A 19,130-nucleotide genomic window follows, 5' to 3' on the forward strand; every position below is an offset into this window, starting at 1 on the left:
GCCGCTTCGTACCAATCGAGGGTCTTTTCCGGCGGCCATTGTTCAATGACGTTCACAGGGGTGTGTAATTCAGAGGCGATGAGCGCGACTACGCCGCGCCATCCACCTCCTCGTCCTCCCCCATGAGCGCGGCCGTCGCGTCAACGATTTTCAGGAGATCGCGCTGGGGGATCTTGTGGAAGGCGGGAAGCGGCACACCAGACATGGACGCCAGGATGGCGACGATTTTTCCGGTCTGCCCCTCGAATTTGTCGGCCATCACCATGTCGCCAGTATTGGCCTCGCGAAAAGTCAGCGTCTGGTACGTGGTGCCGTTGTGTTCGATGGGCTTGCGGAGGTTGTAGGAAATGGTCATGTTGTCTTCTCCATGAAAAAGCCCGGCTCGATAGGCCGGGCGATGTGGTGTCTGGGGTTGGGGGTGTTAGACGGCCGACAAGTCGGCCAAAGCGGCGACGACGACATCGTCGATCGCCGCCTTGATCTCCGCCGCTGAGGTCATGTCGACCAGCTTCGGCGCGATTTCCGCTCCAATGGAGCGGCATCGCTGACGGACCACGCCGAATTCGTCTACGATGTGCCGTGCCGCCTCGTCGACCGTCACGACAAGGGCACTCTCGCGTTCGAATTCGAGCTGTTTCAGCCTGGCAGCGTAGTTTTCCTTGACGGTTTCGGCGTCGGCCCGCGACCATAGCTCGACGCCATCGAGGGCGGTGAGCTCTGTCAACTCGCTGCCTGCGGGTTGACGAATCCCGTGATCGGCCAAGCGCTGGTCCGTGGCGAGGAAGTCGACTTTTCCGTCACTGGAAAAAACGAGCAATCCCCTCTGTTTCCAGTCGGTCACGGTCTGCCTGGACACGTCCTTATAGGCCGCAAAAGCAGCCTGATTTCCGGTTTGGGCGGGTGCATTTGTCAAGTTGTCAACCTATTTTCGAACTAGCTAAAGTTCGACCGGCGAGGCATGCGCGTCCGCCTGGCGGTTGGACCAGGATAGGGTTCCTATGCCAGGGGGCCTACCGGCCGCCCCTGGCATTCATCCGGGCAATCATCCGCGCCCACCCGCTCAGCTCGGCCGGTTTCTCGTCGGTGGCTGTGGCGCCGTTCCGCTTGTTGAGATCGGCAACGACTTTGCCCCAGCCGTGCTCAAGTCGGCTGGGGTCCTTCACCTCTTTCCCGTTCATGCGGGCGACCACGCGCGCCATGGACGCCTTCGCCTCGGCGGCTTCCGCAGCTTCACGTTCGGCGCGGCGGCGGGCCGCTTCTTTCACGAGCACATCATTCCGCGCTTGGGTTGGCGCGGGCGTCGATGCAATCGGAGCGGTAGCGGGCCGTTCGGGCGGCTGATAGCCGTAGCGTGCCGTGGCAATGGCGATGTTGCGCTGGGCCATCGCGACGGCCGCCGCGGCCACCATTTGTTTCCGATGTTCGTCAGTGCTCATTGCTTCACCAGATCATACGAGAGTTCCGGCACGCGTTCCGCGCGCTTCGGCGCGGGCTTCAGTTCGGCGACTGCTTGCCTCGCCGCGTCATGGGCGTCATAGGCCGGCGTCCAATACGGTGTGGCGTCGGCATCGAGCGGCGGGAGCACGATTTCGCTGGCGAGCGAACCGATGTGACGGCCAGACGCATCAGGGAGGAATTTCGTCCGCCGGAAGCGCTTGAGTACGACCTCAAGAGTTCCGTGCTCGGTCTGAACCGTGCCGTACTGAAGCGGGTTCTCCAGGCTGTCCGATCGGTCACGCATCATCCCGCGTCGGTGCTTGTCGTGCGCGCGGACGTGTCGCTGAAGGTCTTCGCGAATAGGGGTAGCGCCATCGATCTCGGTCCAGAGATCAGCGATGTCCTCGCTCAAAACCTCCTGATAGAGATTTACCTGCGAACGCGAATGCTCTGGACCTGCGAGGGCAGGCGCACCTGTCGGGCGGTCCTCATTGGCTTCGCGGACGGCCAGGGATGCCGCAGCGACCTCGGCAAGCAGTTCACGGATCTGAAGGGCGGCGCGGGGATACTCCTTGCGCAGGCGCTTTTCTGCGGCTTCGGACGCGGCCTTAGCATCATCATAGCGGCGCTGGCGCTGATCGGCGGCTTCGGCCTCAAGTGCGTCTGCGTGCTGCTTTTCCAGTTTGGCGATTTTGGCGCGGCAGATGTCGACGGTGATGATTGCATCGGTTTTTGCGTCCGCCAAGCGTCGGAGCGCTGCAGCGTCTTCGGACAGCAAACTGCCCTGATACTTTTCATCCGCAGCCACAACCGCGGCTTCGGCAGCCTCTAGCTCGGCCTTTGCCTTTTCCAGCGCGACCGCAAGATCGCCGGAGGATTGGCGGCCGAGACCGAAAAATTTCACGACTTTCGACATTCAAGCTTCCTTCTTGTTGAGATCAGCGCGGAGGGCGGCGATGGTGTGGGCGTCGACGAACCTGGCCGAAACCGCGCCACTCGCAGGCTCGTCTGCGCCGAAAACGACGACCTGGCCGTCGATTGCGATGGTGGCGGCCGGCGGATCGATATGGACAGCGATGTCGGAGGCGGGAACATCCTCTCGGAACAGGAGATCGGCCACCGCCTGGTCGAAGCGGGTGCCTTCGCCATCGGCCAAGGCCGCAAACGTTGAGGTGGTTGCCGCAGCAGCGCCGAGGCTGGTTTCTGCAATGGACGCGATGAACAGCGCGACGATTTCGTCTCGGGTGGCGTCGTCTGGATATCGTCGGCTGCCCTCGGTTTTCGGGAGGAGGCCAGCATCCTGCAGGCGACTGGCGATGTTTTGTATGCGGCCAGGGCCGCGGCGGAGATGGTGCGCGATGAGTTGCGCGGCTTCGTGAAGGCGCATTGTTGCTCCTAAATCTTTGGGGGTTGGGGAATGAATGAGCAAAAAAAAGCGCTGGCACCGCGCCAACTGCCAAGTTGCAGGCGCGGTGCGCGATCGATGCGCAGCCGGGGCTGTGCAGATAGGTGACGTGCTGGTACATCCGCAGTCACGTCGCGACTGCCGCAAGGCAGCCGAATAAATGAGGCCCGCACAGAGGCGGGCCAGGAGTTCGCGGCCTGTCTGAGAAACCGCGAATGGGGAAACTATCTCTTCATATGGAAAGCGAACGGCGCGCCACGAAATGGACTCTACGCCGCAACTTTTCTCGATTTTTTGTTGTCGTTGGCCGGCATCAGGGCCAAGGCTGCCTTTCCGGCGGCGCGAACCAGACGCTTGCCCGCACGATCCGGCCGCGTTGTCTCGACCTTGTGCGCTTCGGCGACGTCGGTCAGGTCACCGCGCGCGAGCATGGTCTCGATTGTCAACGCGACGTCATCCGGCAGGTCCGGAGCAGCTTCCGGTTCACGCCAGATTTCCGGAACCGACAAGCCTTGCTTGCCTCCACCGACACGCCCGAACCATGTTGTGGATCGGGCAACGCCATCCGGAAGGCGAGTGACAGCGTGGCCGGCCGTCTGATCGGCGAGCCAGGCGCGCAGTGCCGCCTTCTCTTCCGGGATCTCAACGCGGGAATGACCGGCCTTGCCGTACACTTGTGCTGGCATCGGCGTGCCGCGGCGACGAAGGTGGAACGCCAGGCACTCGGAGTCGTACAGCTTTTCCATTGCCGCATCGCGATCGTTGCGCGGACGATCGTTCCAAGAGCGCATATATCGCTCGACCTGCCAGCAGATCGGCACCCGGCCGCCCTTCCGCTGCGAGGGCTCCTCGCGCGGAAGCTGTACGACGCCCTTCTTGTCGAGCCAGTACGTTAGCAGGCCCTGCTGCGCCTCTGAGGAGTCCACGTTGAACACGGCGCGGCCGAGGCGGTAGCGGGTGCCACCGACGCGGTACTGTTTCTCCGCTGCCGGGAAGCCGGACCGCAATGCGCCGGTGCGTGGCGCGAGCCTGCCCTTGGGGAGGATAGCCCGCCCGTCATTAGCGGCTTCCACGAGGTCGTCTGGATCCGGATGGATGCGCATGCGATCGTCGCTGCTGTCCAGGTCGTCATCCCGATCGTCCTTGTTCCGATAGATCGGCCGGAAATCGCCCATGATGGTGGCGATGGCCACCACGGCTTCGGGGTTCTCCTCGGCGAGCCAGGACAGCGCCGGATAGCCGCCGCGGAAGCGCTCAGGCCTGTTGTCGTTGGCCGGTTTGGGGCGGTAGGGCTGAAGGGTCTTCGAGACCGGCCAGCCTCGCCACGGTTCGCCGGCATGGGTGGCGCTGGATGCGAACTTTGTGCCGTTGATCGTGATCACGCTGCTTCCTCGTCCTCATCATACCGCGGAAACAACCGATCGATGATATCGGACCGGCCGCATTCGGCGACGTATTCGAGCGGAACCCACGCCCACGAGTACCTGCCGGTGTCGTTGTCAAATCCGAACGCGCGGACGGATTCGCCATCACAATCGTCAATTTCTTCGATGGTTTCTGGATCGATCATTCGGGTCTCCTTTTCTTCGATTTGCCAACTTGCCAAAATTGCCACGCCCAAGGGTGTCCGGGAGAAGTTACGGACACGAAATGAAAATCGAAGAGTTGTGGCAAGTGTGGCAAATGGCAAGAGAGAGTAGATATATTTATATATATCATACACTTACCTATGGTCTTCCACTTGCCAAACTCTTGCCATTTGCCACGAGGTGGTACAAAAAAAGTTCCATAATCTGTACCACCTCGTGGCAAGTGCAAGAGTTTTGGCAAGTCCTGCGCTACCTGCCGGCCGGTGTGAGAACGAGCTTCTTTCCGTCGGTTCGCTCGATATCTCCTGTCTCCTGCAGGCGCTTCACGGCATCGTCGAACATCCGGTTCTCGGCCCCCCGCACGCCACGGCGCTTCAGCAACTCGGCCCGATACATCTCGCCGCCCTTGGCGCCTCGCAAGGCTGATAAGATCGCCTGACAAATCTCATCGAACTTGCTCGAGACCATGAACTTCTCGACACCGACATCCACGGCGCGGATCGAATCCATCATCACGGCACGAGCCCAGGCTACGTCTTCCACGGTGACGGCTGCTCCTCTCGCGGTGCGGGATAGGGCGCGGAGCGTGGCGAGACGAACGGCATTCTCCGCGAACCGTCCGACGATGCCGTCCCGCGTTTCGTCGCGTTCGATTTCATCTTCCTGCCAATCCTCGATAGCCAGCCAAGCCTCTTCCGCTTTTTCGTTACCCCACGGAACCTCGATGAGGTCCGGCTCCTTCTCCGGCAATCGCCAATTTCCGCCAGAGCTTGCCGCCGGCCAGGGGAATGCAGCTTGCTCGGCCTTCACCTTCGCGACGATGTCCGCCGGCAGCTTCAGGTCGGCATCTGTATGACGAGCTCGCTCCGGTCTTTTTGTGGGTGCGATAAAGATCATGCGCGCTACCAGACCATCGGCCAGATTCTTTTCGGACAGCCCTCCGTAGAAGCGCGTGGGTGTCGACGTTCCGATCACGGTCAGCGACGGGCAGTAGATCGGAGTGCCTAGCCGTTCTTCGTCGGTCGTCTCCTTTCCGAACCAGACTCCCACTGATTTTGAATACAGTTCGAGCATCGCCTTGCGGATCGTGGATGCCCAGTTCCCCGGACCGCGGGCATTGATGGCTTCGAACACGTCGCCGATTTCGTCCCACGGCATCACCACGGCCGGCTTGCGACGGAGGATCTTTTCGATTGCGCTGGCGCTGGAGACCTCACCAGCGCCGACCAGGAAGGCCATATCGGTGTCGTGGAGGGCACGAACCAGCCGCTGCAACGGCGCCTCCTTACCAAACCCCGGGCCGGCGATACCTGCAAGGTACAGGTTCACGCCGCATCCCGTCGGCCCCACGACACGACGTCCGTACATTGCAGACATGAACGCGATGGCGGCCATGACCGCGAACTCCGGCGACTTGCGCCGGGAAGTGGCGATAATCCAATCCGTGAGGTTCCCCATGATGCCACCAGCAGCTTCCGCGGTGAACGGATTCGATAGGTCGAGGGGCTTCGCCTTCTTGGCGACAAGGGCACTCACAACACCGGCAGGTGGCAGCAGAGCGGCCCCGTTGTCGACCCACCCGAGATCTTCTTTTTTTCGGCCGAGGCGGCTGCAGAGCCATTCCGCAGCGCTGGCGAAGCCGTCGCCCTTTCCGGCCTTCTGCGCAACGTCGATCGCCGTATGTGTCTCGCCCGACCCCCAGTCGGTAATCCCTTCTGGATGGAAAGAGAGGTTGGCGTTCTTAACGCCGCGCCATGCACAGACGGCACGATATCCTCCGCCATGGCGACGGGTGTTCGGCAGACCAAGGGCGGGGACCCAGGCGTCGAGATCGTCCAGCGCCGCCTGGTTGACGCGGCGGCCGAAGTTGTCTGCGGTGTTGTCATTGGCCGCTTGCCGTTTCACTGGCGCCGGTTTCTTCTTTCCGTGAGGCTCGAGCAGCCGCTCGACGTCGGCCATCATTGCTTCCAGTGATGGCCAGTCTAACAGCGGCAAGTCGGAAAGCGGCGGCAGGTCGCGGTCCCATACGTATGGCAACTGGGTGTCGGGATGGATGCCGTCGACCACCACCTGTTGACCGACGCCCATAACCTCAATGCGCTGGTCAACGCCGTCGATCTTGAACCATGACGACGCCAGCTTCTCCCGCGGCTCGTCCGTCCTGAATAGGAACATTGCTTTCGGCGCCTTGCCGATCCGCATCGGAGCCTGCGCGCCGCCGGGCAGCTCGCGAACCATCTCGACAACGGCCGCCGCCAAGTCCGGGCGGAGTACGTCGACGTCGATCGCGACTACATCGCCGGTCAGAATGCTCGTATTGCGATTCTCGGGATGGGTCGTCTCCCATTCGATGATATTCTCGGCAGTCGCGCGGCATTGCGACCACCCATTGAATCCATGCGGGACCTTTCCACGAACGGGGATAGGCCAATAGCCGTTGGCCAGCAGGGTCTGCCGCATCGCCAACACGGCGTTCGTCGTCAGTTTTGGTAGTGGTGCCAAAGAAAAAACCTCGCGTTTTTCCGACCCCGCGCCGCGCCTCGGCCGGGGAACAGTTTCAGGATGGGTGGATTGGAGGGTTACGCCGCCGCCGGATACGGCGGCACGATACCTGCGCTTTCCAACAGGTCGGCGGTTGCAGCAGAGTCGGCGTCACGCCACGGCTTTGCCGCTTCCGACTCGGCGACGAGGAACGGCAGGTCCAGACGGTCGGCCAGAATTTCCGGCAGCATCCCGTTGTCGTCAAACTCCCAGAGAGATGCGGGCGCGCCCATATGAGTTGCGAAGAAATCCCAGACCGGTTCATGCAGAACGCCGTCAAGCGCCATGGGCTCCCCACGAACGGGGCGCTTTGTCCAGGTCACGGGCGCGGTAGCGTCCTCGTCTGGGGCAGATGGATGCTGCATCGTAGCGCAGTAGTAGAAGCCGGCGTGATCGACCGATGGCCAGCAGACGCCGATAGCGACGACGCGGTCGCCGGCCTTGGCCGTGATCTCGAGATGCCTGCCGGGTTTCGGAAGGCCGCGACCCTCGATGGCATCGAGGAAGGCGTCTTTCGGATCAACTTCGCGGATGACCTGCTTCGCCGCGTCGTCACCGAAACGCATCACGATCTGGTCGACCTGCCTGATAGCGGAGCGGAGTCGGCGAAGGTCGATAGCACCCTCGACGCCGCTGCCCCTCATGGTCTCGACCGCTTTGTCGCGCATCGCCAGAAATTCCAGCGCCCCACGAATACCTCCGAAACCCGTCACCGCGGACGGATTCAAACCGGACGCCGAAAGCTTCATCAGCCGCTGCGCCTTCCGCTCGCCGACACCGGCCCGCTTCAGGAAGGGCAGCCACTGGCCATGCTTGCACTCGGCTTTGGCGGCGATGAGGAGAAGACCGGCCTCGAGCGCTTTCTCGATAGATTGGCTGGCGAGCGTGTCGGATGCGTCGACAAGCTCGCGGACGGCTTCGGCGGATACGGAGAGGGAGTTGGATGCGAGCTGTGTCATGCTGCCGCCCTCGCCATGTCTTCAATTTCCGTCACAAGGTCCGAGATCTCTGAAAGCCTGAATCGCAGATCGTCAGGCACCACCCTCGTGAAATCGTAAGAGGCTCCGCCGAAACGCTCGGCAAGTTCACCGCGGAAACGGTTCAGGCTGTCCGTTGCGAGTTTAGCCAGGTTATGGACGTCGTCGGCATCAAGGCCGTCGTCGGCGCTCATTGCGGCCATTGCTGCGACTATGGCGGCGCGGCGTTCCGCTGTCATTTCCGGTGCTGCGATGTCGGTCATGCTGCACCTCGCAGTTTGCCGTTGTCATTGGCCGGCTGCCGGTTCGCGGCGACCCATGCGTCAAGGTCTTCGCTGCGGTAGATGACCGTCGTGCCGAGCTTGACGAAGGTCGGTCCACCGCCATAGCACCGCGCTTTGTCGAGGTACGATTTAGAGACGCCGACATATGCGGCGGCTTGCTTTACCCTAAGATTCGCCATGCAATTCCCTCCATGTTTGTGGTTGCATGGAGGAAGATGGCTGTTCAGGTGTCCCAAGAATAGGCCATCATTCTTGGGACAGTTTTTTGGCTGCTGCCCTTATCGCACGATCAGCTTTCCATTCGTACGGCCACCGGCGCATGAAATCCGGTGCGGGCGCGTTGCGCGATAATGCGCTATTTGCTGTTTTGAATGTGATTTTCCCTTTCGATTCCTTTGCGATCGTCCGCGCTGCTTCAGCCTGAGTTTTACCCTTTCGCATCTCGGCCTTCATCCGTGACCGAAGAATAAAGTTACCCATACCGACGGGGCGGCCGCCGAGGCTTTCACGATCTTCCGGTGTCTCAATCTTGAACAGCGGCTCGTACTTCAGCGCCAACTCGAGCGCCAACTGGCGCCAGCCATCTGCGGTGGGCTCGAGTCCATTGTGCGATCGGAGGAGGGCATCCAGCCGCTCGGCCATCTCTTCGGCCAGTTTGGTTTCGTCCGTATGTTCCGATACCGGGATGGGGCCGCGACCCAGAACCTCTGCCCAGGCGGGGAGGTGGTCTTCTTCATCGTCTGCCATCACTTCCCCTCCAGTGCCACGGCGATCTGTCCCGCGATTGCGTCGGCTGCGCGGCGCGCGGCGTCGTCAGCAATGTGCGCGTATTTCTGGGTCGTACTCACATCGGCGTGGCCGAGCAGCGATCCTATGACCGGAAGGCCGAGGCCAGACCACGCACCGACCGAGGCAAAACTGTGCCTCAAATCATGAATCCGAAGGCCGTCGAGACCCGCGCGCTTCGTCACCGCGCTCCACGGCTTTTTCAGGTCGGCGCGGGGCTTCTCGTCTTCTTCACCTGCGCTCGCCCCTGCCACAACATAGATTCCGACTCGCGGCATTTCCTTGAGGACAGCAAGGGCCGCAGTCGAAAGCACGACAGTCTTTCGGCCGGTTTTGCTGTCTGGAAGGAATAGCAGACCTCGCTCCGAATCGACCTCGTCCCAACGGAGATGAAGGATTTCGCGCAGACGGCAGCCGGTTAGCATGATCAGGCGGATCGCACCTGTTACCGACGGGTGGAATGTTATGCGTTGGCCCTTGGGCGCGTGCTTCGCATCCCCGGCGTTCACAGGAAATCCGATTGTTTCGGCTTCCCGGAGCGCTTCGCCAAGGCGCTTCATCTCATCCGTCGACAGGAACCGTTCTCGACCTTCTTCCTTGTTGAGGTCGATGCCGGAGGCGGGATTGAAGCCCTCGGGGACATAGCCATTCTTTGCTCCCCAGCCGTAGGCAGCAGACAAGAGCTTTATCGCCCGGTTGGCTGCGATCCGGGCTTCCTTGGTCATGGATGCGTGAGCTCGCTGCACATCGACGCGGGCTAGGGCCACCGCCTTTTGGGTGCCCAAATGCGGCCCCACGTATTTCTTCAGCGATATCTTATAGAAATCCGTCGACGCCTTTTTCTTGTTCGGTTCGACGAACTCGTCGACGTACTTCTGCACCAGTTCTTTCACGGTCAGGCTGGCGCGCTCATCGGCCCGGCCTCGCGCCAGATCCTTACCGAGGCCGGCATGCGCAATTGCCTTACGAGCCGCCTCCCTGGCCTCGTTCGCTTTGAGCGCGCCCACACGACCGAGCTTAAGCCGCTTCTTGGCACCGCCCGCGATGGGCCTATATTCAACAAAGAACGTGCCGGTTCCTGTCGTCGTCCGATAGAAACCAAACCCGGCAAGGTCAGCATCGAAATAAAAGGTGGTTTTGTTCGGACGCGCTGATGCCATCACCTCGGTGACCGTCGCTGCGCTGATCTTGATTGTAGCCATCTCGCCTCGATTTGTAGCCAGAATATAGCCAGCATAGTAGAAGGGAAGCGAAATCAGTCAAGCGGGCATAGGTTAGATAACGTTGGAAAATGAGATGATACAGCCGTTGCGTCCAACCAGTGGAATGGCTATAAAACGTGCTCAATAAGACTGGGGGTCAAGGGGTCGTGGGTTCGAATCCCGCCATTCCGACCATTTTTCCTTTTATTTTCGACACTATGCCTGGTTCCGACGGGAACCTTGTGGCTTCGCCTGCGTTTTCCACGGCCGGCCTCGTTTGCCGGTGATATCGGCAGCGTGAGGAGACGGAAATGGAAGATGCAGGTGTCGGCTGGATTGCGGCCATCATCATCGGCGGTATTGCGGGCTGGCTCGCCGAAATGTTCATGAAGAGCAATATGGGCGTGCTGATGAACATCGTGCTCGGCATCGTCGGGGCGGCGGTGGCGAACCTCTTGCTCGGCCTGATCGGCGTCTCGCTCGGCGGCTGGATCGGCTATCTGATCGCGGGCTTCATCGGTGCCTGCATTCTCATCGCGCTGGCGCGGGCGATCAGGCGTTAACACGCCGCGCTGGAGAGAAGACGGTTCATCATCGAAGACCGCCGTTCCGAAAGAGCGGCGGTCTTTTACTTCAGGCGATCAGGCCGCGGTAGATCGCTTCCGTTTCACAGACCATGCGGTCGAGGCTGTAGTCGGGGCTGCGGGCGCGGGTGAGGGCGGCGGCGGTGTTGCGGGCGAGGTGACCGGGATCGCTGAGGCGCAGCATGGCCTCGGCGAGGCGCGTCGGATCGTCATCGTTTTCCACCAGAATCCCGTTCTCGCCGTCCTTCAGCACCATGGAAACACCGCCGACATCGGTAAGGATCAGCGGCCTGCCGGCGGCGGCGCCCTCCAGCATCACATAGGACATGGCCTCGTAGCGGCTCGGCATGGTGAGCACGTCGATGGCCGCCATCGCCTCCACGCCGGTAAAGCCCGTGGTGAGGTGGATGCGCGCGCCCTGGCCGCTCGCTTCGACCTGCCGGCGCACCTCCGCCTCCATGTCGCCGCTGCCGATCACCAGGAGATGGGCGTGCGGCACGCGTTCGGCGACCTGCGCGAAGGCCGCCACCAGGCGCTCCGGCGCCTTCTGGCGGCAGAGCCGGCCGACGAAGCCGAAGAGCAGCGCCTCCATGGGGATGCCGAGCGCCTGCCGCACGGAGGCCCGGGAATCGGCGGGCGGCGTTTTAACGCCGTTGACGACGATCGACAGCTTTTCGCGCGGCATGCCGAGCGCGCGGGCATGGGCATATTCGTCGGCCGAGACGCAGATGACGCGATCGGTGAGGGCGCGGGCGAGCAGCTTCTCGATCGCGCCGTAGACCGTGCGGCCGAGCGCGCCGAGGCCGGGATCCATGGTGTAGAAGGCGTGCGGCGTGTAGACCCGCGGGATGTGGCGGCCGGGCAGGCGCAGGCGCGCCAGCGCACCGGCCTTCGAGCTGTGGGCATGGATGATGTCGAAGGGGCCGGCGCCGCGCATGACGGCGCGGATCGCGCGCCAGGCGCCGACATCGGACGGGCCGGGCGCACGTGTCATGGCGACGGCGTGCAGGCCGGCAAGACCGAGTGCCTGCAGTTCCTCGACGAAGCGCGCTTCCGCCCGCAGCGGCGAATAGATGGCGTGCACGGCATGGCCGCGGGCCGTGAGGCCGCGGCACAGGTCGATGAAGTGCCGGCCGGATCCGCCGCCGCCGGTCTCCAGCACCTCCAGGAGGCGCATCTGGCGCAGGGCCCTGTCCTGTTTTCTGCTCATGGTAGGGTCAGTCCGGGGCGATCTGCCGGTTGTGGCGCTTCTCGAGGGCAAGGCATCCCCAGACGATCCCGAGCAGCAGGTAGAAATGCCGCCAGTGATCCGTGTCGATGACGAAGCCGATCGCGGTGTGGCCGACGATGGTGATGTAGGAGATCATCAGGAAGGGTTGCCACGGCCGGTTGCGCAGAAGCGCCTTGAAGCCGGCGGAAAGCGTCCAGAGGATCAGGGCGAGATAGGAGAGGAAACCGAGCCAGCCGTAGGTGGTCAGCGATTTCAGCCAGATATTGTGCTCGTCCTCTGGAAACATCTTGCTGAATTCCATCGGGCCGATGCCGAGCGGCTTCTCCATCGCCATGAGGAAGCCGATGCGGTGGCGCTCGAAGCGGCCGAGATGGCCGCCGTCATAGTCCTGCACGAGCTGGGTGCGGCTGGAGAAGAGGTTCGCCACCTTGTCGAATTGCAGCGCGACGACGAGCGCCACGACCATCAGGCCGGCGGCCGAGAGGCTGAGGATGAGGATCTTCAGGCGGAACGCCCCGGTGCGCTCCTTCAGCAGCATGACGAAGACGAGCGCCACGACGCAGACGAGATAGAGCCCCCAGGCGGCGCGCGAGAAGGAGAGGAAGATGCCGAGCGCCAGGACCAGCACGCCGGCGACCTTGAGCGGCGCGCCGAGGATGCGGCCGGAGAGCAGGCCGTACAGCAGGTAGAGCGAGGGGCCGACGAGGAAGGGGCCGAAGACGTTCGGGTCCTGGAAGGCGCCCTTGGCGCGGTCGTAGAGCGTGAAGACCTCGGCGCCGGGAAAGGCGTGGAAATAACCGAGGATGCCGAGCGAGGCGGTGATGAGCGCCCCGGCCACCCAGGCGCGGAAGATCAGCTCCAGCCGCGCCGGCCTCGCCTCGACGATGGCGGCGAAGAAGACGCTGGAGAGCGCCAGGAACAGCGAGACGGCAATGTACATCGGCCCGGCCGAGAGGTCGTCCAGCACCGTCAGCGAGAGCATGCCGCCGATATTGAACAGGACGAGCAGCACGAGCAGCGGGGCGATGCCCCGCGAGATGCGCAGGCCCACGATCGCCCACAGGCCGATGAGGCCGGCCATGAAGAGCTCATAGGGCGCCGGTTCGCTGATGACGAAGCCGGACAGGAACACCCCGACCGCCACCAGCAGCGAGCCGACGACGCCGAGGGCCGCCAGCTGCGGCCGGAACGGCGCGGCATGGGGGAGGGCCGCGTCGCTCAATAGGCGTTTTCCGTGTTGAGCAGGCGGAAGGGCGTCAGGACGAGGATCTTCAGGTCCAGCCAGAGCGACCAGTTCTCGATGTAGTAGAGGTCGAATTCCGTGCGGAAGCGGATCTTGTCGTCATGGTCGATCTCGCCGCGCCAGCCGTTGATCTGCGCCCAGCCGGTCACGCCGGGCTTTACCCGGTGGCGGGCGAAGTAGCTTTCGATGACATCGACATATTTGCGGTCGTTCGACTGCGCCTGGATGGCGTGCGGGCGCGGGCCGACGAGGGAGAGGTCGCCCCTCAGGACGTTGAAGAACTGCGGCAGCTCGTCGATCGAGGATTTGCGCAGGAACCGGCCGACGCGGGTGACGCGCGGGTCGCCCTTCGTCACGGCGGCCTTTGCCGTCGGGTCAGCGAGATGTGTGTACATCGAGCGGAACTTGTAGACCTCGATGATCTCGTTGTTGAAGCCGTGGCGCTTCTGCTTGAAGATGACGGGACCCGGCGAGGAGAGCTTGACCGCGATGGCGGCGCCGAGCATCACCGGCCAGAGCAGGAGGATCGCGACGACGCTGAAGAAGACGTCGAAGAGGCGCTTGGCGACATTGTCCCAGTCGGCGATCGGCTTGTCGAAGATGTCGAGCATCGGCAGGCTGCCGACCTGCGAATAGCTGCGCGGACGGAAGCGCAGGCCCTTGGAATGGGCGGCAAGGCGGATGTCGACCGGCAGCACCCAGAGCTTCTTGAGCAGCGCGAGGATGCGCGCCTCGGCCGAGAGCGGCAGCGAGATGATCAGCATGTCGATGCGGGCGAGGCGCGCGAACTCGACGAGCTCGGCGACATTGCCGAGCTTCGGGTAGCCGGCGATGATCGCGGGCGAGCGGCGCTCGTCGCGGTCGTCGAAGATGCCGCAGATGCGGATGTCGTTCTCCGGCTGGTGCTCGAGCGCGCGGATGAGCTCCTTGGCCGGCTCGCCGCCGCCGACGATGACGGCGCGGCGTTCCATGGTGCCGTTGCGCGCCCAGCGGCGGATCGAATAGGCGATCACCTGCCGCTCGATGACGAGGTAGAGCGCGCCCGCCGCGAACCAGGAGGCGAACCAGACGCGGGAATAGTGCTCGCCGGACTTGAAGAAGAAGACGATGAGCGCCATCGCGCCGAAGGCGAGCGCCCAGGCGGCGAGGATGCGCGGCGTCATGCGCCAGGGCGAGCGCAAGGCCGGAACCTGATAGGCATCGGCGAGCTGAAGGATCAGGACGCCGATCGCCGCCCCGCCGACGATGACGAGGAGGTAGAGGAAGGGCAGGCCCATGCTGCTGACATAGAGCGCGTGGATGCTGTAGCCGAGCGCCAGCAGCGCGCCGAATTCGAGAAGGCGCAGGAGGCCGATGATCATGCTCGGGGAATAGGTGTCGACGCTGAATTGCGTGGCGATCCTGCGGGCGAGCGGATTAAGGTCGACGGTCTTGCCGGCATCCTGGGTTTCGCCGGGTGCGGCGACCGATATTTCGGACACCTTGCGCCTCAGCGCATCCGGATCGAAGGAGACGGGTTTGTCGACATGGTTCATGGCACGCACCTGTGGGGGCTTCGTCCTGGAAATAGCACGAAGCCCCTAAGAAACGTTTACGTTGTCGCTGCCGTAGCGTCAGGTGCTGTGCCGATTTCCTCCAGCCTGCCGGACAAGGATGTCGCGATACAGGTCGAGCAGGGCGTTGGACATGACGGAGGCGGAGAAGGCCGCCTTGAAGCCGGCCGGCTCCGGCATCACCTTGCGCGGCCAGTCTTCGTCGGTGATCGCCTGGGCCATCAGGGCGGCGAGCCCGTCGGGATCGCCCGGTTCCGTCAGGGCGATGCTCTTTCGGCCGAGCACTTCCGGAATGCCGCCGACGCGGGTCGCGATGACCGGCTTTCGCGCGGCGAGCGCCTCCAGCACGATATAGGGCATGGCCTCGGCGCGCGAGGGCACGATGACGTTGCGCGTCAGCGCGAAGGCGTCGTGCGCCTTCATGGCGGGCAGCATGCCGATGCGCCGGCCAAGGCCCATGCGCAGCATCATGTCCTCGTATTTCGCCTTGTCCGGCCCGTCGCCGATCATCAGGGCGGAAAGCGGACGGCCGATCCGGCGTTCCGTACGGGCGAAGGCCTCGACGAAGACATCCGGTCCCTTCAGGTCGCGCAGCATGCCGATATAGAGGAAATCGACGGCATCCTCGCGGGAATAGACGGGTGCGAAGTCGCGGTCGTGGATGCCGTTGTAGATGCGTTCGGCCCTGACGCGCGGCCGGCCGACGCGGGCGGCGTAGGCCTCGCGCTCGTAGTCGCAGACGAAGACGAGCGCATCGCCGCGCCTTTCCAGCAGGCGCTCGGCGGTCAGGATCGCCATGCCCGTCGCGGTGCGGCGATCGTAGTGCAGGCTGCCGCCATGCGGCGAATAGAGGCGGGCTACGCGATACCTGTTGACCCGCAGGGCTGAGCCGATGAGCCGGGCAATGGCGCCGCCCTTGGCGCCGTGCCCGTGCAGGACATCCGGCTGCAAACTTCTTATCTCGTGATAGCTGCTCCAGAAAGCGCCGACGTCGCGCGGGCTGACCGACCGGCTGATCGGCAGGCGCACGAGGCCGAGCGAGAGATAGGGGCGGATTTCATCGAAGAGGCCATCCTCATAGGAACTGCCGGTGAGACTGTCGCAGACGATGCCGACGTCGTGGCCCGCCTTCGCGTGGAACTCGGCAAGATCGCGCACATGGCGGAAGATTCCCCCGATGGGTGAGCGGAAGCAGTGAATGATGCGCAGAGGCCCATCGTCCGCCATCTTGCTTAGAACAGCCGTTCGCGGACATAGATGGTGTCGCCGGCCAGCACCGGATCGGAAATGGAGACACGGCCCGTGAGGATCTTGCCGTTGATCTTGCGGGTGACGTCGACATCGCCCTGGTTGGCGCGCGGCGAGAAGCCGCCGGCCAACGCAATGGCGTTCTGGATCGTCATGCCGGCGACATAGCTGTACTGCCCGGCCTGGCCCACTTCGCCCATCACGTAGATCGCGCGGTAGCGGTCGACCTCGATGGAGACGTCCGGATCGCGCAGATATCCCTGCCTCAGCTTCGTCGCGATGATGCTTTCCAGTTCCTGGATCGTCTGGCCGCGCGCCGGCACCGCGCCGATGAGCGGAAAGGCGACGTAGCCGGCCTGGTCGATCGAATAGGTATTGCTGAGGCCGGCCTGTTCGAAGACGGTGATGCGCAGCCGGTCGCCGCTGTCGAGGCGGTAGGGCTGGATGGTCGCCTCATGAAACGCCTTTGGGGCGGGGCGGTAGCCGCTGCAGCCCGCAACGGCCGGCACGACGAGTGCCAGCGCAAGCAGCATGCCCTTGTTGATTGTTGCGAATGCCATTCGCTTTACCCAATCCCGGAATCAGAAGTCTGGCCCCCGTTATCGATCCGTTAGGGTTAATAGCCGGTAAAGGCATGGGCGGGATCGGTCGGGCAAGGCGGTTTTTTCGCGGGGCGCGGCCCGAGGGAAGGGACGGGGCGGCCGCCGGCGATTAACCCTTGCGTTACCATGTTTGTTTACCCTGCGCGAAATTCGTGGTGTTTGGAGTTGGGATATGTCGGGCGCGCACAGCCAGCAGGATGTCGATATCGATCTTGGCGGCCTTTTCGGCGCGATCTGGCGCAACCGCATGCGCGTGCTGCTTGCCACCGTCGCCTGCGCGGGCATTGCCTTTGCCGGCGCCAGCCTCGTCACGCCGCGCTACAAGAGCGAGGCCCGCCTGCTCATCGAAACGCGCGAGCCGGCCTTCACGACGGGCACCGACCGCGCGCAGGGCCGCGAGCAGCAGCCGGCCCTGGACGAACTCGGCATCGCCAGCCAGGTTCAGCTCCTGCGGTCCGCCGACCTTATCAAGCAGGTCGCGCGCAACATGAAGCTCTATGAGCTGGAGGAGTTCGATCCGGCCGCGAAGCCCTCGGCCATTTCCGACCTGCTCGTCCTCTTCGGCCTGAAGAAGAGCCCGCTCGACCTCGAGCCGGAGGAGCGCGTGCTGAAGGAGTTCAACAGCAAGCTCGTCGTCTACCAGGTGGAGCGCTCGCGCGTCATCGGCATCGAGTTCTCCTCCAAGGACCCGCGCCTTGCCGCCGAGATCCCCAACGAGATGGCGAAGGTCTATCTCTCGCTGCAGAGCGGGGCGAAGCTCGACACCAATTCCGAGGCGACGCGCTGGCTGGAGCCGGAGATCGCCAACCTGCGCGAGAAGGTGCGCGAGGCCGAGCAGAAGGTCGCCGAATACCGCTCGCAATCCGATCTCCTGCCGACCGGCGAGAACTCCACCTTTGCCGTGCGCCAGCTCACGGACATCTCGACGGAACTTGCCCGCGTGCGCGGCGAGCGCGCCAATGCGGAAGCGCGGGCCGAAAGCGTGCGCACCGTGCTCAAGACCGGCGGCGCGCCGGACACGCTGAGCGACGTCGTCGGCTCGCAGATGATCCAGCGGCTGAAGGAAAGCGAGGCGCAGATCCAGGGCCAGATCTCCGATCTCTCCACCTCGCTGCTCGACGGCCACCCGCGCCTCAAGGGCCTGCGCTCGCAGCTTGCCGGCATCCGCGGGCAGATCAAGGCGGAGACGCAGAAGATCCTGTCGAGCCTCGAAAACGAGGCCCGCACCGCCCAGCTGCGCGAAACCCAGCTTCTGCAGCAGCTCAACACGGTGAAGGCGAACAGCGCGCGCGCCGGCGAGGACGAAGTCGGCCTCAAGGCGCTGGAGCGCGAGGCGACCGCCCAGCGCCAGCTGCTCGAAACCTATCTCGCCCGCTACCGCGAGGCCACCTCGCGCACCGACAGCAGCTCCACGCCGGCCGATGCCCGCATCATTTCGGCCGCCGTCGAGCCGACGGAGGTGGCCTTCCCGAAGGTCGTGCCGATCACCATCGTCGGCGGTCTTGCCGGCTTCATGCTGAGCGCGATCGCCATCCTGCTGGCCGAACTCTTCAGCGGCCGCGCGCTGAAGCCGGTGGGCGCTGCCGCTGCGGTCCCGGCGCGGCGCGAGGAGGAGGCCGTCGAGGACGAGGTCGAGGCGGACCTTCCTGCGGAGGAACCGGTCATCCACAAAACCCCCGCCTTGCACCGCGATCCGGTCGCGCGCCTCGACCATGGCCCGGTCCGCGACGTCCGCGCGCCGGCAAAATCCCTGCTGGCCGACATCGCGCCCGACGAGGACGAGGAGGAGCAGGAGACAGAGGCGGGCTCACCCGCTTCGCTGCTCGATACGGCCGACCCCGGGGAGGAGGAGGCGGAATTCTCCATTGCCGCCGTTGCCCGGTACATGGTCGAGAACAACGTCTCGGTCGCGATCTCCGTCTCGCCCTCCGGCGACCGTGGTTCCACCGCCACCGTCATGCTGGCCCGCCGCATCGCGGAGGAACATCGCAAGACGCTGATCATCGACCTGACCGGCTCGGCCTGCCCGACGCGCCTGATGGCGCAGTCCGCCCATATGCCCGGCATCACCGATCTCCTCGTCGGCGACGCCGTCTTCGGCGACATCATCCATGGCGACCGGTTGTCCGGGGCGCACGTCGTTCCGCGCGGCAATGCGAACATCAAGCGCGCCATGCGCGGCATCGACCGGCTGGCGATGGTCATCTCCTCGCTTGCCGATGCCTATGACACGGTGATCGTGGAATGCGGCCCGGCCGACGTGGAGGGCGTGCGGCGCCTGACGCGCGACCAGGAGACCGATATCATCCTCTCCCTTCCGGGCGCCGACGAGGACGAGATCGTCGAGATGATCGACGCCTTCGGCGCGGCCGGCTACAGCGAGGTCATGCTGATGACGGGCGAGGGGGGCGAGCCGCCGCGCTATCCGGGCCGCCGGGCGGCATAGGG

At 63.8% G+C, this 19,130-nt stretch carries 20 protein-coding genes; 2 read left to right on the forward strand and 18 right to left on the reverse strand.

What is annotated here, in order from left to right; genetic code table 11:
• Window positions 1-88: 88 nt before the first annotated feature.
• From AABQ55_RS11040 to AABQ55_RS11100, 13 genes are all read right to left on the reverse strand, one after another.
• A complete protein-coding gene (locus AABQ55_RS11040) occupies window positions 89-355 on the reverse strand; it encodes a phage tail assembly protein (RefSeq protein WP_272805044.1) in 267 nt (88 codons plus the stop codon).
• Between the two features lie 66 nt (window positions 356-421).
• Window positions 422-913, reverse strand: coding sequence for a hypothetical protein (locus AABQ55_RS11045; RefSeq protein WP_272805045.1), 492 nt, complete (start codon window positions 911-913; stop codon window positions 422-424).
• Between the two features lie 97 nt (window positions 914-1,010).
• Window positions 1,011-1,436, reverse strand: coding sequence for a hypothetical protein (locus AABQ55_RS11050; protein ID WP_272805046.1), 426 nt, complete (start codon window positions 1,434-1,436; stop codon window positions 1,011-1,013).
• Window positions 1,433-2,353, reverse strand: a complete 921-nt coding sequence (locus AABQ55_RS11055; protein ID WP_272805047.1) for a hypothetical protein — start codon at window positions 2,351-2,353, stop codon at window positions 1,433-1,435. The genes AABQ55_RS11050 and AABQ55_RS11055 overlap by 4 nt, the downstream gene beginning before the upstream one ends.
• Complete coding sequence (locus AABQ55_RS11060; RefSeq protein ID WP_272805048.1) at window positions 2,354-2,824, reverse strand: hypothetical protein; 471 nt, start codon at window positions 2,822-2,824, stop codon at window positions 2,354-2,356.
• A 287-nt stretch (window positions 2,825-3,111) separates the two neighbouring features.
• Window positions 3,112-4,224 carry a hypothetical protein gene (locus AABQ55_RS11065; protein WP_272805049.1) on the reverse strand — a complete coding sequence of 371 codons (1,113 nt, stop codon included), beginning with the start codon at window positions 4,222-4,224 and terminating at the stop codon, window positions 3,112-3,114.
• On the reverse strand, window positions 4,221-4,412 hold the full coding sequence (locus AABQ55_RS11070) for a hypothetical protein (RefSeq protein ID WP_272805050.1): 192 nt from the start codon (window positions 4,410-4,412) through the stop codon (window positions 4,221-4,223). The genes AABQ55_RS11065 and AABQ55_RS11070 overlap by 4 nt, the downstream gene beginning before the upstream one ends.
• 268 nt (window positions 4,413-4,680) lie before the next feature.
• On the reverse strand, window positions 4,681-6,891 hold the full coding sequence (locus AABQ55_RS11075; protein WP_272807434.1) for a bifunctional DNA primase/polymerase: 2,211 nt from the start codon (window positions 6,889-6,891) through the stop codon (window positions 4,681-4,683).
• A 119-nt stretch (window positions 6,892-7,010) separates the two neighbouring features.
• The gene (locus AABQ55_RS11080; protein WP_272805051.1) at window positions 7,011-7,931 is read right to left on the reverse strand and encodes a hypothetical protein; all 921 of its coding nucleotides are present in this window, start codon (window positions 7,929-7,931) and stop codon (window positions 7,011-7,013) included.
• Entirely contained in the window at window positions 7,928-8,212 is a 285-nt protein-coding gene (locus AABQ55_RS11085) for a hypothetical protein (RefSeq protein WP_272805052.1), read from the reverse strand. Before AABQ55_RS11085 ends, AABQ55_RS11080 begins: the two co-directional genes overlap by 4 nt.
• Window positions 8,209-8,412 carry a helix-turn-helix transcriptional regulator gene (locus AABQ55_RS11090; protein WP_244765885.1) on the reverse strand — a complete coding sequence of 68 codons (204 nt, stop codon included), beginning with the start codon at window positions 8,410-8,412 and terminating at the stop codon, window positions 8,209-8,211. Before AABQ55_RS11090 ends, AABQ55_RS11085 begins: the two co-directional genes overlap by 4 nt.
• Before the next feature lie 67 nt (window positions 8,413-8,479).
• A complete protein-coding gene (locus tag AABQ55_RS11095) occupies window positions 8,480-8,980 on the reverse strand; it encodes a hypothetical protein (RefSeq protein ID WP_272805053.1) in 501 nt (166 codons plus the stop codon).
• On the reverse strand, window positions 8,980-10,221 hold the full coding sequence (locus AABQ55_RS11100; RefSeq protein WP_272805054.1) for a tyrosine-type recombinase/integrase: 1,242 nt from the start codon (window positions 10,219-10,221) through the stop codon (window positions 8,980-8,982). Before AABQ55_RS11100 ends, AABQ55_RS11095 begins: the two co-directional genes overlap by 1 nt.
• A 311-nt stretch (window positions 10,222-10,532) precedes the next feature.
• Here AABQ55_RS11100 and AABQ55_RS11105 point away from each other — a divergent pair, with 311 nt between their 5' ends.
• A complete protein-coding gene (locus AABQ55_RS11105; protein ID WP_244765882.1) occupies window positions 10,533-10,784 on the forward strand; it encodes a GlsB/YeaQ/YmgE family stress response membrane protein in 252 nt (83 codons plus the stop codon).
• Between the two features lie 70 nt (window positions 10,785-10,854).
• Here AABQ55_RS11105 and AABQ55_RS11110 read toward each other — a convergent pair whose 3' ends face one another.
• From AABQ55_RS11110 to AABQ55_RS11130, 5 genes are all read right to left on the reverse strand, one after another.
• Window positions 10,855-12,015, reverse strand: coding sequence for a glycosyltransferase (locus AABQ55_RS11110; RefSeq protein ID WP_272805055.1), 1,161 nt, complete (start codon window positions 12,013-12,015; stop codon window positions 10,855-10,857).
• Window positions 12,016-12,022: 7 nt separating this feature from the next.
• A complete protein-coding gene (locus tag AABQ55_RS11115) occupies window positions 12,023-13,258 on the reverse strand; it encodes an O-antigen ligase family protein (protein ID WP_272805056.1) in 1,236 nt (411 codons plus the stop codon).
• Entirely contained in the window at window positions 13,255-14,814 is a 1,560-nt protein-coding gene (locus AABQ55_RS11120; RefSeq protein WP_272805057.1) for an undecaprenyl-phosphate glucose phosphotransferase, read from the reverse strand. The genes AABQ55_RS11115 and AABQ55_RS11120 overlap by 4 nt, the downstream gene beginning before the upstream one ends.
• Window positions 14,815-14,892: 78 nt before the next feature.
• Window positions 14,893-16,059, reverse strand: coding sequence for a glycosyltransferase family 4 protein (locus tag AABQ55_RS11125; RefSeq protein WP_272805058.1), 1,167 nt, complete (start codon window positions 16,057-16,059; stop codon window positions 14,893-14,895).
• A gap of 5 nt (window positions 16,060-16,064) precedes the next feature.
• A complete protein-coding gene (locus tag AABQ55_RS11130) occupies window positions 16,065-16,640 on the reverse strand; it encodes a polysaccharide biosynthesis/export family protein (protein ID WP_244765877.1) in 576 nt (191 codons plus the stop codon).
• Between the two features lie 214 nt (window positions 16,641-16,854).
• On the opposite strand from AABQ55_RS11130, the gene AABQ55_RS11135 reads away from it, so the two are divergent.
• Complete coding sequence (locus AABQ55_RS11135) at window positions 16,855-19,128, forward strand: exopolysaccharide transport family protein (protein WP_272805059.1); 2,274 nt, start codon at window positions 16,855-16,857, stop codon at window positions 19,126-19,128.
• Window positions 19,129-19,130: the final 2 nt, after the last annotated feature.

The organism is Shinella sp. WSD5-1 (assembly GCF_963942435.1).
GTDB lineage: Bacteria > Pseudomonadota > Alphaproteobacteria > Rhizobiales > Rhizobiaceae > Shinella > Shinella yambaruensis.

Coding starts and splice junctions, on each gene's coding strand:
- AABQ55_RS11040 (WP_272805044.1), bottom strand. CDS start 355: ATGACCATTTCCTACAACCTCCGCAAGCCCATCGAACACAACGGCACC.
- AABQ55_RS11050 (WP_272805046.1), bottom strand. CDS start 1,436: ATGAGCACTGACGAACATCGGAAACAAATGGTGGCCGCGGCGGCCGTC.
- AABQ55_RS11055 (WP_272805047.1), bottom strand. CDS start 2,353: ATGTCGAAAGTCGTGAAATTTTTCGGTCTCGGCCGCCAATCCTCCGGC.
- AABQ55_RS11060 (WP_272805048.1), bottom strand. CDS start 2,824: ATGCGCCTTCACGAAGCCGCGCAACTCATCGCGCACCATCTCCGCCGC.
- AABQ55_RS11070 (WP_272805050.1), bottom strand. CDS start 4,412: ATGATCGATCCAGAAACCATCGAAGAAATTGACGATTGTGATGGCGAA.
- AABQ55_RS11075 (WP_272807434.1), bottom strand. CDS start 6,891: ATGCGGCAGACCCTGCTGGCCAACGGCTATTGGCCTATCCCCGTTCGT.
- AABQ55_RS11080 (WP_272805051.1), bottom strand. CDS start 7,931: ATGACACAGCTCGCATCCAACTCCCTCTCCGTATCCGCCGAAGCCGTC.
- AABQ55_RS11085 (WP_272805052.1), bottom strand. CDS start 8,212: ATGACCGACATCGCAGCACCGGAAATGACAGCGGAACGCCGCGCCGCC.
- AABQ55_RS11090 (WP_244765885.1), bottom strand. CDS start 8,412: ATGGCGAATCTTAGGGTAAAGCAAGCCGCCGCATATGTCGGCGTCTCT.
- AABQ55_RS11095 (WP_272805053.1), bottom strand. CDS start 8,980: ATGGCAGACGATGAAGAAGACCACCTCCCCGCCTGGGCAGAGGTTCTG.
- AABQ55_RS11100 (WP_272805054.1), bottom strand. CDS start 10,221: ATGGCTACAATCAAGATCAGCGCAGCGACGGTCACCGAGGTGATGGCA.
- AABQ55_RS11105 (WP_244765882.1), top strand. CDS start 10,533: ATGGAAGATGCAGGTGTCGGCTGGATTGCGGCCATCATCATCGGCGGT.
- AABQ55_RS11110 (WP_272805055.1), bottom strand. CDS start 12,015: ATGAGCAGAAAACAGGACAGGGCCCTGCGCCAGATGCGCCTCCTGGAG.
- AABQ55_RS11120 (WP_272805057.1), bottom strand. CDS start 14,814: ATGAACCATGTCGACAAACCCGTCTCCTTCGATCCGGATGCGCTGAGG.
- AABQ55_RS11125 (WP_272805058.1), bottom strand. CDS start 16,059: ATGGCGGACGATGGGCCTCTGCGCATCATTCACTGCTTCCGCTCACCC.
- AABQ55_RS11130 (WP_244765877.1), bottom strand. CDS start 16,640: ATGGCATTCGCAACAATCAACAAGGGCATGCTGCTTGCGCTGGCACTC.
- AABQ55_RS11135 (WP_272805059.1), top strand. CDS start 16,855: ATGTCGGGCGCGCACAGCCAGCAGGATGTCGATATCGATCTTGGCGGC.